The 16,363-nt window shown below is 51.0% G+C and carries 4 protein-coding genes; all 4 read right to left on the bottom strand.

What is annotated here, in order from left to right; genetic code table 11:
* Positions 1 to 119 precede the first annotated feature (119 nt).
* On the bottom strand, positions 120 to 1,286 hold the full coding sequence (locus MXE39_RS01580; RefSeq protein WP_246976501.1) for a hypothetical protein: 1,167 nt from the start codon (positions 1,284 to 1,286) through the stop codon (positions 120 to 122).
* A gap of 544 nt (positions 1,287 to 1,830) precedes the next feature.
* Positions 1,831 to 6,102 (bottom strand): hypothetical protein, encoded by a 4,272-nt coding sequence (locus MXE39_RS01575; protein ID WP_246976497.1) that lies wholly within the window; start codon positions 6,100 to 6,102, stop codon positions 1,831 to 1,833.
* Between the two features lie 349 nt (positions 6,103 to 6,451).
* A complete protein-coding gene (locus MXE39_RS01570) occupies positions 6,452 to 9,130 on the bottom strand; it encodes a PIN domain-containing protein (protein ID WP_246976495.1) in 2,679 nt (892 codons plus the stop codon).
* Positions 9,131 to 9,134: 4 nt separating this feature from the next.
* Entirely contained in the window at positions 9,135 to 13,877 is a 4,743-nt protein-coding gene (locus MXE39_RS01565; RefSeq protein ID WP_246976492.1) for an AAA domain-containing protein, read from the bottom strand.
* Between the last annotated feature and the right edge of the window lie 2,486 nt (positions 13,878 to 16,363).

Here is a 16,363-nt window from a genome sequence, read left to right as displayed (position 1 = left end):
TTATCGTATGGCTGCCAGATGTAAGCTGCTATTGCGTTCCGGCATTGCTGCACAGACACTGGCAGGTGCACAGCCATGACATGTCAGAACAGAGAATATGCAGTATGACTGCCGGAGCATCAGCCCCCTGATCCTCCCTGGCTCTGACTTACAGGAGCCACTGGGCGACTGGTAGCGAAAACATCATCTGGATTTGACCAGAGAACACGTCTATTGCTGAGGTTAATGCCGTAAATGTCTTGAAGAGTCGGTATGACCTTGTCAATGTCGGCACGGCAACCCTGGCCCTCGTAATGGTCAAATTTGTATTTGATGGTACCGTCAAGACTAATGCTGAATGCTGCACGGTTACCTGCAGGACGGGCGCCCTGAATAAGAACGACCTCTTTTCCATCCTCCTCTATTAGAACAGGATTTGAAACTGCAAAACCTGCATCCTCCAGAGATTTTGCTACAGCTCTTACTATCTTGCGACGGTCCTCCTCTGACCCATCAGGGCCAGTTTCAATATCTGCTGTGTCATCTTCATAAGGCATGTCATCATCTGGTCCTGGATCAGTTCCGTCAGGTGCAGCATTAATGTCCTCAATGGCATCAGCAGCTGCCTGTGCTGAAGCGGCAGAATGCTCAGATTCGCTCTCACCACTCTGCTGCTGACTCTGCATTGTTTTTGAGGAAAATCGCTTCTGCAGCCTCTCATAGAGCTCATCAAGCTCACTGGCTATTCTGTCAGCGCTCCAGTCATGCTCAACTGCTGATTCCTTGATGTCAGCAAAGTAAGGGCGGGCGTAATTATGCATACGCCTGTTTTTCCAGCCGGAAATATGAGCACGCAACTGCTCGTCAACCTCTTTGCGCCTTTTGATGATTCGCTCCTCTGCAGCCTTGCGCTCTTCCTCAATACGTGCCTGCTCGGCAGCAACACGTGCCTGCTCGGCTGCACTGCGCGCAGCTTCGGCCTCAACGGCTGCAAGCTCCGCCTGCCACTTACGGTGCAGCTCCGCCTCATATGCCTCAGCACGTATGGCAAGCTTACGGATCACATCGACATACTCGCCAAGACGACGATGAATTGTGCGCTTACCTCTGTCAGTCTGAGACAGCTCGCGCCATCCGTTGAGTGTATTTCTGGCTTCATTAATTTCAGTCTTCAGAAGGTAAGCTGCTTCACTATTTTGAACTTCGCGCAAAAGGTTAAAACATTTTGCGAAGTTCTCATTGTTCTCGTGCCTGACTTGACCAATTCTCATACGAAAGCCTATCTCGGCTGCTTCAAATAAGCTCATAATCCCTCAACATGACGGTCAAAAACCGCCCTTTATTCAAAATGTGATAAAGTTCCATACAGCCATGCAAACTGTACCAGCCCCTGTTACAGGGACTCTCACTTTGCCTGCTGCTGTATGTGCTAAATGTTCGGACAGATCCGTCCTGACTGTGTATTCCTTATTGTCTGTTTTTGTTATTGCCAGCATGACAGTACCACTACTGCCTGTACTGTCCGGTACACGGCCATCCTAACCGGCATCTGCGCGGCTGCTTTATGGCCGCTCCATTCTGCGTAAAACTGATGACAGCCATTTGCATCCCTTTTCAGAATCTTAACACGGTCAAGGCCTGCGACCACTCAGGATACTGCTCAGGTGCTGGTCCGGTCCTGCGCCCGCTCAGGATACTGCTCAGGTGATGGTCGGGGCATGCACCGGCTGTGGGGGCTGCTTATATACTGGTCGGGAATTGATACAGGCAAGTGCTGAGGCAAAGGCTGTTTTATAAATCCGTATGGCCAGTAACAGCTCACCGTACTGAGCCATGCTCAGTGCTCAAGTTTTAAGGTATTGGAAACTGCTCTGATAACATAAGCCGTGCCTCCAGAGGCATTCCTTTGCGCAATGCAATGATCTGCTCTCTGAAAATATCATGCAGATCAGGCTCAAATGCCCTATGTCTTACCTCCTCATATGCCTTGCCTGATCCTTCGCTGCATTCAGCGCCCGAACTGCCATCAGCGCATGCCCGGCTACCAGCATCAACTGATGCTGCTGAACAATCAGCATCAGACGTTTCATCTGGCTTATGCACGGAGCCGGATGCAGTATCGCAATCAAAGAATGAAGCGAAATAGCCTTCAGGGCCAAACATGCTTGGAATGACAGCACAAGGAAATGAACTGCGGGTTGGCTCAGTCCGGGGAGCACCTGTCTGAGAAAACATACTGTCATTTCCATCAGCCTCCTCAAGACCTTTGTGGCTGTCCAGTCCACTGAAAATATCCAGAGAGTCAAGACCATCCCTGACTCTGAGCATTTCCTCCAGACGGTTATAGCGTCTGCTCATGTGCTTATCTGAAGCATGTTCAGTTGAGGATGCAATGACTGCGCTGCTATGCATGAAAGTCTCACTGCTATGCATGAAACTCTCACTGTCGCAGTTGTTGCTGCAGTCATGGGTAATATCCTCCAGTCTGCTGTCCTGCCTGCTCTGACCACTGCCATGTATGCTCCTTATTATGCTTTTGTACCTGTTCATGGCCGTCCTTACCTCAAGGGGAATTATGCCGCTTTCATTGAAGACAGCTTTCCAGGACAGCTCGTCCATATACGGCATCAGGCAGCGCACAGACTGATCATATGAGCTATACATGGGACCTTTGAACAGGCTTGGTATTCCCATCCTGTTAAAAGGCCTGTCTCTTTCAGCCGAGTCCTTTAGATACCTCTTTGCGACACTGTCGCTAAAGACAGTCTTGACGCCAAGTCGGTTGGCCTTTTTGACCGTTTCTCTGGAGCCTGAATAAAGAACAACATCATGAGCCTGCAGACACAGAGCCGTGCTGATACAGGAGATATTGAACAGGCTGAAACGGCTGTCATCGTCAGAGCGTGAGAAACTGTCCACCATGAGGGTAAAGTCATAGTCAGGCCAGAAATACACAGCATTGTCACCAAGCTGCAGCAATACTTTCTGGGCCTTGAACGCAAGGGAAGCCACAGCATCGTCATGATGCGTCTTTCTGATGAGCAGAGCTCTGAGCACAGTAAAAGGAATGACAATGCAGCGATTACCCACTGCATGGCGCAGATTATGGAAATTGCCCATGACAAATTCGGCATCCACAACTGCAAGCGGCTGGGAGTACGGTACGATATCAGGGCTTTTATGAAGCTCCGTGTCGCAACATGGCCACAGCTCCCTTAGTGTTATAAGGGAACGCAAATTGACATCGTTATCGTGCGCGTTTGTGACGTTATAGAACCACTTACTCAATGACCGGGCCAGATTAAAAACATAGCCAGAAAAGAAAGTGCTGAGCTCAGGCCAGTCATTGACACTCTGACAGACTAATCTGCTCATAAAGTGTAGACAGGACATACCCCTGTGACGAATCAGCCCGGCACTGAGCCCCTGATGGCAGTAAAGACTGATAAAGTCATATAAATCAGTAAGCCAGGCAAACTCGCTGATCTCGATATTCTGAAATGAGATTTGGTCCTTATGGTATTTCTCTTCAATGCTATGAAGGGAGATCTTGCCCTTATGGTATTTCCAGGACATCAGCTCAAGACGAATGTCGCGGGAAAAGTGATTTAAAGACAGATGTACGCGGCAGTCGCATCTTAAAAGAAACTCCTCAAGGCAGCTAAGCTCCTCCCAGCTGCTTATCTGCCTTGTGATGCTCACCAGGGACTGGGCCTGAGCAGCATCAAAACTGAAGTTAAAGCAGGCCAAATCATGGCAGCTTATGAGCCCTGCATAATCTTCAATATTACCTGGAATGCTCTGCAGGGGAAGCACAGATGCCAGGATACGGAAACTGCTCTGCTCCATGAAGTGCGCGCTCACTGAGGGCTGATTTAAAAGATCAACCATGCCCAGCTCATAACTGAAGAGCAAAGGCATGGAGACCTCATACCCGTCAAAGCTGCACATAATAAACTCAGGGCTGATCAGCATGGCGCGGCGCTTAACATAGTTGATCGCCAGAATGCTTCTTTGAGGATGCTTTATAAAGCGCCAGTAATCGTATTCAACCCTGGTATTATGCTCGGTACCGTCAGCCCTGCATTTTGCCTTAAACACCTTTTTGAGGTCAGAGGCCAGCTCATCAGCACTGACAAAGACAAAACCGCTGATGCTTCCCTCTGCACATGCCTCATCTGCACATATCCCCTCTTCACATGCCTCATCTGCACATGTCCCCTCTTCACATGCCTCTTCTGCACAAGTCCCCTCTGCACATGTCTCATCTGCACGTATCCTATCCGTACATATCCTGTCATGCAAAGCTGCATCGAGAGAATATGCCCGTTCATCATGTGCTGCAGCCCCGATACCATGGGCGTCCTCGGAGAGATATGCCCCGGTTTCATTTGCTTCATCCCATATATCGTGGGTTGCATAAATGACATACACCCGGGCGTCAGGCTTTACTTCTTCTTTCGCCGAGGCTGAGGAATTGGAACTGAAGTTCCTGGCAGTCCGTCTGGAGGAGTGCACGGACTTCTGAGTTGACCTGGCTGAGGAAAGTACGGGAATTTTGGTTTTGGCGGATAAAACATTATTCACCTCACTCAAAGTGTTGTAAGGGTCGCCACCGACACTGCCGGCGTCAGCTGCAGTCGATACACAACCAGCACAAGCAGTGACTGCACCGTCCTGAGGCTGCGCAGCGGCTGCACCTGCCTGCTGATGCCCAGTAGCAACTGAAGTGGTGGTTGAAGATGACAGCGCACTGGATGAAAAGTCGGAGTTGCTGTCATACAGAATGTCATATGGACTTCCCGAAAGCGGGACGGCATGGCCACCTGCGCTGCTGTCACTGTGCACCTGGGAGCGCAGCTGTCTTATCATGGCGTATTGCTCATCGGGGCAGAGCACAACACAGACGTCATGACCATTGACTGAGCTGGTCCGATGAATCATCAGATCAAGCAATCTGAGCTGGGAGCCATCACTGACAGTCAGACTGCTGTGACCCTTGCCCCTGAGCATCTGCCACACCTCAAGATAAAACTCATGGCCTATGAAAAAGACCATATGATCAGACTCATCAAGAAATGCCGCAGTGTCAGCAAGGCGGTGCCTCTTGCAGGTGTCCGACTGCTCATGGCATGAACTGTCATTGCGGTCCCGGTCACAGATGTATCTCAGAACCGATGAGGACATAAGGTCACATTCACTGGCAATGATCCTCGGGATATCACCATCAGGCGCAGCTGCGCTGCCCACAGCATGAACGCCGGTGGCATCGCCGATGGCGCCGGCGATGCCTGAGTCAGTAATAACGGTGGCTGTACTGGCGACATTATGGACTGCTGGAGCTCCGCTACCAGGTACAGCGCTGTCATCAAGCAGCCTGAACTCAGGAACTCTGAGCTTTCTGAGCTCGCCTCTGTGTGGCCTGACACTGCTGTCCGAGTCCTTGCTTATGCGATCAAACAAAGGCTCGATCAGTGCTGTGTACAGATACTGGCGGTCGACAAACTTAAGTAGCTGCTCAAGCTGCTCATCAGGGCTGCTCACACTGATCTCACGGCTTGTGCTGATGGATATCACCACAGGGGCCATAAACATGAGCTGACCAGTGATCTTCAGATCAGGACGCAAAGGAGTCTGCAGTCTGCGCAAGACAGCTGTGTCAGCAGATCCGTCTACTCCAGCACCGCTTTGAGCACTGATACCATCATGGCACCCGCTCTGCTCATTACCCTGCTTGAGCCACTGCTCAGGGGTGAATAACCTGGTTACAGACAGCAGGCTGCCTGCATCAGCTGAGCAGCTGGTAAGCACGCTGTGATAGCTTATGACATAGTCGCAGCTGCTATCATAAGTGCTGCAGCCTGAGGCAAAGCCGGATGCGGAGCCGGATGACTGGCCGGATGCCGAGCCAGCGTCGCCGGTGGAGGCGCATGCTGAGGCTGATGTGTATGAAAATGAGGCTCCAGTCTGAGCCTGCTGCTGTACAGTAGTGACATACTGTCCATGCTCGAGCAGCAGGTCATCAAAGATATTAATGCAGGCCGGTGCCCTCCTTCCACAGCTGTGCTCAACAACATCTGCCTGAGCTGCAAAAAGAACTGCTAACTCAAAGTTGTCACTCATTTCCTGCTCCTGATGTTCTCAGGAAGCACTGCTCCTGTGTCATTACATATTTGATGTTCAGAACAGACAATAAAACCGAACGTATGCCATGATTACAGCGGCAGCTGCAGCGGAGCCTGCTGCGGCTGCCGGGGGCACAGCTGCGCCTGCTGCTGAAGCTGCAGGACTTGCTATAGACGTCATATACTACAGCTTTGCTGTACCTCAACTGATGTAAAGACATTACATTAACCCCTCAATAACATGCAGCACTGTAAAAGGCCCCATTCCGTCCCCTTATGGGCGCCTGACCGACGCCAGTTCACCGGCACATCAGAAGCTCTGGCGGCGGGCATGAGGCCGGTTGCCGCTACAGATCGTTGCGGGTTTTCAGGCCCAGCTGACTTGCCTTGGAGTTGGCCATCTTGTCATCAGAGAGGAACAGCACGTCGTTAAACATGTACTGCAATGCAGTGCCGATAATAAGATCGTCCTTATTGGTTTCACTGCGTATGCTCCTGACCATTTCAAGCATAAACTCGGGGCATTTGACATGCTTTGCCCTGTCCTTGAGCTTTTCAATCTCCCTGACGCCACGGGCCACCTTCTTCTTAAGCTCCTCTGACTCTTTTGGAGAGTGACTGATGTTGTCAAGCTCATCGACCACAGTAACCGGGATAACAATATTGTGCTTAGTGGACAGGCGGGCAATGGTATCTGAAAACTTGATGACATAGTTGGTGTCCAGAACAGCCCAGCTGTGCCTTGGGTCATAAGGCTCAAATACCTTGAAAAGAGCCGTATTAAGACTCCTGACCGGCTCAAAAATCACATCAAGCACGTCCTTTGCCTGCTCGCCGCACATCTCCATGGTTTTCAGGTACAGCTCATCAGGCTGAGCAAGCACCGGCCACAGCTCTTTATGGGAGATAAGCTCAGACGGTCTGTTCATGGTGAAGCTGCTGACAAAGCTGGTGAGCTTTACCAGAAGGTCAAACTCCTTAATATCAAAATTGAGCAGCATAAACTCGCTGTCGGCACCGTCCCTGATGGCAGCAGATCCGCCAGTGGCAGCCCCACGGGCCGCTCCTCCGGCTGAGCCACGGCCAACTCCACCTGAGCGGGCTGACGACCCCATCAGCGGGTAACAGGCAGCCTTGAGCAGTTCGCAGCTGAGCTCAGGGGCAAAGGACTTAAGCGAGAGCTTTCTGCGGCCGTAGCTGCTGTAGACCATAGAATTGAGCTGTTTGACCTGCTCAACAGTTGAGACTGAGTACAGCTTGTCAAAGAATCTGTCAGGCAGGGTATCAGCTCTGATAAATCCTCTGTCGGCCAGATCAGCTATCCTCTGCACGGTCAGGCTGCCAATGTGATTATGAAGGCTGATATGACCTGACAGACGTTCCAGTACCGACAGCTCTTCAATGCTGCAGTCAGCAAAGGCCGGCAGGCCCAGCACATCCGGATAAGGCATCTGCCAGAGATCAGCAACCTCAATACCCAGGGACTGACCGGCAAAAGTACACTCCATAAGCTCAGGCATCAGGATATGGCAATCATCACTTTGCAGGTCTACCAGAGCCAGATACGCATCTGTCGTTGAGATAAAGTCAGACCAGCAACTGGCAGAAATGCCTTTCATATTGCTCTTGTCAGAACTGCCTGCACTCTGAGCCAGCTGCTCACTGATATCACCAGCTGAACGCAGGATAAAACCCGCCTTCGGCCATGCGTTGCAGGCTGCGCTTATGGCATGGACTGCCGCTGCAGCATTTGCCGAAGCCGCTCCGACTGTTGTCAGCACAATGAAAGTGGTAGTCAGTCTTTTGAGCTCACGTATTTTCATGAGCTCATATAAGAAAACACTTACCATATCCTGCTGTGAGGCACCTGCGTCGCTCTGTCCCATAACTCTTGCCAGCATGGTGTCACTGCATATGATGACAGCGCTGTCCTTAAGGGAGGCATAGCGCCAGCAGGTCATGCCAGGATTTGCTCTGACCTCACAGCTGCCTGTATCTGAAAAGGCAAACAGATGGGCCGCCGTAAAGGACGGCTCGGCACGCACCCACTCAGGCATGACATAGCGGACGGCCTGTTCTGCGCCTGCAGTGGCGTTGGCAGCTGAGCCGCCGCGCGCAGCGCAGGCACGATCAAAAAGACGCTCGTTGAGTAAAAATAACTGGTTTACCACACTGTCAAGAAGCATGCTTTCATCGGATTTGCTGATAAACTCCCTGGCCATGCGCTGACCTGAGTACAGGGAGATGGCGTTGTTGCGGTCAAGCTGCACTCTGATGGAAGCTGCGACCAGGACAGGATCACGGTCAGCCTGGACTATGTGGAGCTTGTCCTCATTAAGCGCCAACTCCTTTGAGTACCAGCTGGCTGATGTAAACCATGAGCGGGCCATGGTGTCGAGCACATTTACAGTAGCCTGCAGTGAGGCCGGAATGCCTTTAACGCTGCCAGGATATATTCTGATGCCAGCTTTAGCTGCTGCAGCGTTGTCCAGTCCTGCAGGCAGCCATTGCAGCTGCAGGCGCTGGTCAGCAGATGCGCCAGGCACATCGGAACTGCAAGCATCGATACTGCTGGCTTCTTCAGCATTGATAAAGCTGTTTTTTAAAGGACAGTAATAGAGCTGCTCTTCTTTCTGGACCGGCTTTTTGGCTACACGCTTTTGTCTGTAGAAGTACAGAGCATGCTCAGTAGGAGCAAAATCACTGACCATGAGAGAGCCCAGCTCGGAAATCTCTGCGCTGCCTCCAGACTTCCTGATAAGTGAGCCTTCCTCAATAAGAGAGTTGAGGGCATTGATGACAAAGTCATCTCTGATATACAGGCTGGCTGCCAGGTCATGCCACTGATAATTGCCATAGCCGCTGTTTCTGAGGGCCGGATCGCACATTACGGACAGCACAAGCTCCTCAGGGACATTCATGTATCTCAGGGCTGAATACTCATATCTGACTACATAAGGCTGTGCGTATGTGACCAGATCAAAAGACAGCAGATCCCTGTTTTGTTTAACATCTTTGATGCTCATGACCTTACTCCTTAAATCTGTTCTTTGCCTTGCTCTTGCCAGATAACCCTGATCTTCCCTTGCCATCGGACCAGCTACGGACCTTGCCATCTGACCAGCCACGGCTGTCAGACCAGCCCTTGCCACGACCGGATGAATAAGACTGGTCGCGGCCGTATGAACCTGCCTTTGGTGCAGCAGATGCCTGCTTGCTCAGATCTATTGCCGAGCCATCAGGATTTCTAAGAGCTTTGACAAAATCGGCTGCGGTGGTGACCACGCCGTCCTGACGGTTGTACTCAAGGTAATGGAACATGCGCTGATAAACTCTGACGCGGTCAGTTCCGGCACTGTCCATACGTGGCAGCTTGACCTCGCGGTTTTCCAGCATGTTGCGGGCACCGAAGACAATGAGCAGGTTCTGAGCACGGCTCATGGCCACGTTGATGAACTCAAAGCGGTCAATATAGGCACCACCCGGTCTTAAGGACTGGCTGATTGGACCGCCATTGTTCTTGACAATGCTCAGGATGATCACAGGCTTTTCCTTGCCCTGGAAACGTATTACGGTATTGATATCCACATCAATAGCCTTAAACCACTTGCCTCTGCGCCCGGTTATACGGCTAAGGGCATTGCGTATGGCCTTGCACTGTGGCTGATAGAAGGACACCACACCCACCTTGAGACGACGGGCAGGACCGTAGCCCTTGAGCAGGCACTGGCGCTCAATATCAACCAGAGTACGGGCAATAAGAGCCGCCTCGACCTCGTTGACATTGCCAGGAGCATCCCTGTTCCTGCGGGCATAGTTGTCACCGTACTCATCAAAAGTGGTATCAACCCACAGCACGTGATTTTTCTCACTCATGACCTCAGTGCCATAAGGAGTGGTGAAAGACAGGCCATGATCTCTGTTCAGTCCAGGATTGCCGCACTTGAGAGCACCATCATAGAAGTTATTGATCATGTTCATGATGGTAGGGTGCATACGGAACTGGACATTAAGACGATGTCTTAAGACGTCAGGGCTGTTCTCAAAAAGGTCCTTGAACAGACTGGCCGTAACCAGATTCTTGTACTTTCTGAGATTCTCCTCGGTAAAGTCGGACTCGGAGTTTTTATTGACCTGCCCTTCTTCTCCGTCTTCATTTTCTGCCTGGCGCTTTTCCACCAGGTCAGTAAAAGTTACGCAGTCAGCTTCATTGAAAACAGGAGGCAGCTGGCGGTGATCACCTACCAGGACAGCCCTGCCGGCTTTCATAAGCGGCTGAAGCATCTCAAGCGGGGTGGCCTTGGACACCTCATCAATGATGACCACGTCGAATCCATCAAATCCGTTAGAGGTAAGGGTCTGCTCATTTTCGTTACAGGAAATGGCTACCACGTTGCATGTCTTAATATAGGACTCGCCAATGGAAGCCCAGTCCTGTTCAGCACGTTCCTCAGGATTTTCCAGAATGTCAGCCATCCTGCGATAAAGAGGCAGTCTGTCTCCATGGCTGCTCTCAAAGTCAGTAAGCATCTGTCTTACCCGCTCAAGCACGGAGTTCTGGTCATTGAGCAGCTTTTTGAGCTGATCAACATCAAGCAGCCAGCGCTGTCCCTCACGCATCAGCACTGTCTTTGGCCCCTGCTGACCTGATCTGGCAGCTCCTGAGGCAGCGGCTCCCTCTGCAGCGGCATCAAGGTCAGCCCCGGCGAATGCCTGGCTTACATCTTCAGTAAGGCAGCTGATAACCCCGAAGGTAAAGGCCGGCATGGCAATTCCTGTGGAAACTCTGGCAGCGTATGCAGCATCGACACTGGCAGCGGCATTGATACGTGCTTCAAAGCTCTGTCTTAACTCAGGCAGACCAAGGTAAATGTCCTTGAGCTTCTGCTGCTTTTCGTACTGGGCGGTAAGCCATGCCTGGGCAGAATTTTCATACCTCTGCTGCAGGGTATTGAGTCTGTCGAGCTCCTGCTCGGCTTTCTGGGCAGAGCCAATGGCTTCATCAAGCAGCCTGCGGCTTTCAAGGAGCTTCTCTTTGGCAAGTGCGGAGGCGTCAATGCCGGCGGCCATGGACTGTGCAACAGCACGGTTGATGCTGACAATTAGCTCACAGCGGCCAAGTACCCAGTTCTTAACCTGCTCAACATCATCACTTGAGCTGATCTCACGATAGTCAGGGAAGCAGGAGGCATAGTTGCCAAACCTGAATGAAGTACCGTTGCTCTGGCCTGCTCCTATCCTCATGCGGTTGAGTCTGGTGTTGAGATCTTTGAGCTCTGCGGTCAGACTTCCATCTGCGTCATCATCATGAGCAAGCTGCTCCCTCAGCTCACTGATACGGCTGCTAAGGCGGCTCATTACTTCTTCAGATGCGGTGGATGAACTGCTGCTTCTTGCGGCCTGCTCTTTGTAATCATCAAGATCCATCTTCATGGCTGCAAGGCACTCATTGAGGCTGTACCACCTGCTGTACAGGGCAGCAATGATGGAACTGCGGCCTTCCTCGTGGCTGTGATAGTCCTCGCGGCTGGCAGGAAGAGGCTGTGCCAGCAGGTCAGAGAGCTGTTCAAGAGCGAAGAATCCCTCGCCTGATTTGACCATCTGCTCATCGTCAGGCCATGCAATATTGGCAATCTCAATATCAGCATTCATGTTTTTCTGCAGCTCATCGCTCAAAAGCAGAGCATCTGAGCCCTCAGAGGCCTTGCATACAGTCTTAACCGCTGTGAAAAAGTCCCTGACCATGGAGATTTTGTCAATGCGGTCGTCAATGGTCTTTTGCCTTCTGAGATTGAGACTGGCAGCATTGCTGTTGCGCTGCTGGATCTGAATCTGCTCAGCATTGCTCCTTGCTGACTGATGAGCCCTTTCTAGCTCGGCTATGAGATATGAAAAATCGTGCATCCAGTCCTCAAGATCGGTAACTGTGTTTTTGAGGACGTCATAACGATTTAAGGCACGGCTGTGCAGGGCCTCTGAAATGGACTGATACTGGCGTCCCAGAGCCCGTGCTCCGGAGAAGCCGGCACCGTCTTCAGTGATTTTGTCATTGAAGCGGGCCAGACGAATAGGCTGCAGCTGCGGATTGCTCTGCAGACGTGACAGCGCGTTATCAAGGGCATCATGGGACTGACTTGCCAGCAACACGCGGTTGTTGCGGGCAGCAAGCTGCATGATGGCCTCGGCAATAACAGTGGTCTTGCCTGTGCCTGGAGGGCCCTGAATGAGGCAGATGTTAGGGGCACTGATCATCTTGCGCACTGCCATCTTCTGATCATCATTAAGGTCTTTGTTATACCAGGTGGAGATCTCCTCAATCTCTCTTGGCAGCACAGCAGAATTGATGTCAAACAGATAACCTGCCAGATAAGGTGCATAACAGCCGTCATTGGAGTAAAGCTTTTTCAGGGCTGTGCGCTGACGGTTAATCAGAGTAATGTCTCCGATCATTGATATGGAAAGGAAGCCCTCGTCAGGAATGCCCTTGAAGACACGCTTTAACAAAATGGCAGATCTTGAGGTAACAGAGAGGTCACTGTCCCCAGATCCTGATGAGATATCAAAGGAACGATCCTGAAGCTCAGCTTCGTACACCTCTTCAACCTCTGACAGATCATCGATCAGACGCTCAGAAGGATCGACACTGACTACAGCCACTACGACACGGTCTATATTGATGCCGGAGCTGCTGGCAATGCTCTGGATACGGGAACGGGCTGCATCAATCATTTCATGAGTGACAGCTGCATTGCCACCTTTGCCGCCGGCACCGCCGTAGCGTGGGCCTTTTGCCAGCTCAACAATTTCCACCCTTCCATAAGGCAGCTGGCCCAGATCGTTAAAAGCAGGACGATTCCTGTTTTCCTGACGGCGATCGTTTTCACCTTCAGCCACAGGCTGCAGTCTGAAGACCATCTGATCAGTTGAGACCTCAGTGGTGTATACATTGATACTCTGACGGTTCAGACCGGCCAGCACATGCGCCATGGCAGCCCTGTCACGGGCAACGGTCAGGAATCTGACCTGATGGCTCTGCACATCATAATTCCAGCTGATGTAGCGCAGGCCTATTGCCTGGTGCTTGATCAGATTCTCCTTAAAATCGAGGAAGTTGTTCCAGCTGGAGAAATTGGAGGCGTTTTTCAGGGCAAAGGCCGGAAGATTGAGTATCCGATCCTTGAGCAGGATATTGTCATTCTTATCATCATTATTATATTTGTCTGGAAACTCACCGTGCTCGAGAGGTCTGAAAGATATATCAGCCATCACCTCATAAGGAGCCGGCCAGTACTGACCAAAGGTAATGGCGGCACGTCTGACCTGCATAAACGGTGTTGAGGCTCCACGCAGGCAGCTGCCGATAATGCACAGAGAGACGGTATCAGGCAGAACGTCAAAGTTCGGGTGATCGGCAATACGAATGCAGAAATAATCATCAAACCTTTCATTGCCATTGACGTCATCTGGTCTGATGTTGACATTGCTGATTAGAGCAATCAGGCCCATGTCATCCCAGTTGGACAGGAATCTGTTCAGAAAATGCCTTGTAACGTCCGCATCAGACATGGCATTGGGGCCTTTGCGATCAAAGTACTCAGGGAAGCTGCTTTTGTACTTGCCAAGAGCAAAACGTACTGATTTGGCAAAAACCTCAGTCATGTCACGCTTGCCCTGGACTGAAGGAATGCGCCAGTACAGATTGCCTTTAACCTCTGGCTCACTGTTATTAATATCAGGCTCAGGAGTGTACTTTTCTGTATCCTGTATGGTCATTGGTATGTACCTCAGTGACCACCATTACGCTTAGATGCGCGCTTAGCGCCTGCGTGCCCCTCCCGTACCCTGCGGCCGCGCTCAGGGCGCAGCTGTACGGACGACAGAGGACACATAATCTGCCTCATGCATGTGACATAGTGCAGGCGTTTACAGAATCGGACTTGAAATACAAAAGAATTTGGAAAGGAAAAGCAGATAAGTCATGCCTTGAGTCGGCATGAAAAAGGATAGACAGATTACACAACCCGCCCCTTGCATCTCAATACAGTCTGTCGGCCCGGCTGCAGTCCATAAACTGATGGCTAAATCCTTAAGGACGTACCTGTCAGCCAGGTATCAATACGGACTTGCTGACAGCTGCAGGCAGGAAACGAAATGCATCAACGCAATGCCTCCCTGCAGGGCTTGCTGCGCCCGGCTGACAGCACCAGCCTTACGAGGATTCGACTCAGAGCACGAGTTGCACCTGTGATCGACCATGGTGCTACAGCACGCGATGTGCCTGAAAGCGCCCTCTGCTCTACAGAGAACGTGCAGCGACTCTGTACACCAGCTGCGTTTGAGTCAGGCCCGCATTCCCTGAAATTCAGGGCATGACGGCACTGGTTCAAGTTTGCAGGTGCATAAGGTGCCAGCCTGCCATTAATGCCCGGCCCCAGTCGCGCAGGCGCGCAACCTCTGCCGGTCTTAAGCGGTCCGATCAGAATGAACCATTTCTTCGGGCCTCCAGGCGTGCAAAACTCCAGGGCTGTGCGTCTGACCTTAGTATTGACAATGCACGATCTTTTTGGCTTATACAGGCCTGTTTGACGATCTGCAAAGCATTTCAGGAACCAGAGGGCAGAGGCACAAAAGCTGTCAGCAGCTAAAAGCTAAATGAACTGTATTAAGGACATAAATATAATAAGGACGGGATCATTGAATGATTATTCAAAGCCGGTCATCGAGCTGTGAATAACAGACCATATCTATCAGAAATTTAATCTACTTTATTTTCCAATCCACACTATCATCTGCATCTTTACGGTATTCTGGACGTACCCGGAATGGGCAAGTTCAGTAACCGTCGAGTAACTCAATGCTGTAATTTAATGATGGTAAGAATTGTTTAGAGTCCGCAGGCACGGTGACATCAGTCATACGGCTCTGCAGTTATGCTGCGGTCACATGGTGCGACAGGCGCATTGGGACCAGCTTGACCTTCCGTTTACTGCCGTTGCCTACAGTAAAAAGACCATTGGTCACTGTGGAAATTCGGAAGTCTCTTGAGTAAGGTAGATGTAAAGTCAGGACTGTCCTTATTTGCAGCCGTTACCGGCCAGGAGGTCTTAGCCTTACATTGAGAAAGAAGATTTTGGTCAGTGGACTTGCCGTCCATGTACTGTCCCTGAGTTTGCCTTCTGTACATATCAGACAGCTTTCTCGACTGCCTGCATGACAGCAGGGTCTGTTTTAACACTCTCAGACAGAACACTTTCAGATCATTTACTGCCCATTTCCACAAGGGCTGTAATCAGCACAGGGCTGAAGAAATCTGAAAATGCCAGACTGTCCATGCTTACTCAACCAAGAACAGTCTTTGATAGATACTGGTCAGGGGACCAGGGTTTTGGGTCCCATCCAATGACTGCAAATCTGTAGCAGACTTTCTCTGATCGATGAAAGTTCAGAGACGCTACCGCTCAGCTGTAGCAGCCGGGGTAACACAATCAGGAGATGGCAGGTACAGTCAGTATGAAAGAACTCATACCGTCTGTATGAAAAAAGTCGCAGTGCTGTTTCAATCAGCCTCTCGACCAGAGCGCTGTAGCAGCACAATTAAGGTCATTAGAACCTCAGTACAGGTCATGGAACAGGACAGTATCCATGTTCCGGCGGGCACAGCAGCCCAGGACCTGCGCACAGCAAATTATCAGTAATGACACAGCCTGCAATTGCTCCAAGGCACTTACAGACCAGTACGGGAAAAGAGCTTTACCACCTCCGGCTACAAGGCAGGATTTTGATAAATCATGACTCCCCCCTGATAATTAATATCTATTTGTACCAGAACGCAGCTGCAAAATCAAATACCTGGACAAATATTTTGTCCTGCATCATTTTAGCTGTTAATTGCTCCCCAGACTCACAGTCAAAATTAACATCTGTCCGCCTTTCTTACCTCCCCAGTCCCTCGATTACTCCATACCTGCTGCCCAATCCAATACCATGGCACCCAGCCCCCATGCAAAACCAGGTATGCACTGTCCTTTCATATCGTGCCGGGCAGGTCAGCATGGCCTTCAGGCAGAGTCTGCTGTCACTGACTACAGGCCGGCCCGGACACCGCGCAAGCCGCCTGGCCAGCACCGGCAAATACCTCATACTGAAATCCCTCAATGCAGCGATGTGGCCATGATGCCTGTGCCCACTAATCATCCCCTGTGCACGGCCATGACCATATAACCAGATTCGGATCACGTTTATCATCGGCTTACATAGAG

The organism is Anaerobiospirillum sp. NML120511, assembly GCF_023050955.1.
In the GTDB taxonomy this organism is placed as follows: domain Bacteria; phylum Pseudomonadota; class Gammaproteobacteria; order Enterobacterales; family Succinivibrionaceae; genus Anaerobiospirillum.
This window is presented reverse-complemented; position numbering and strand designations above follow the sequence as displayed.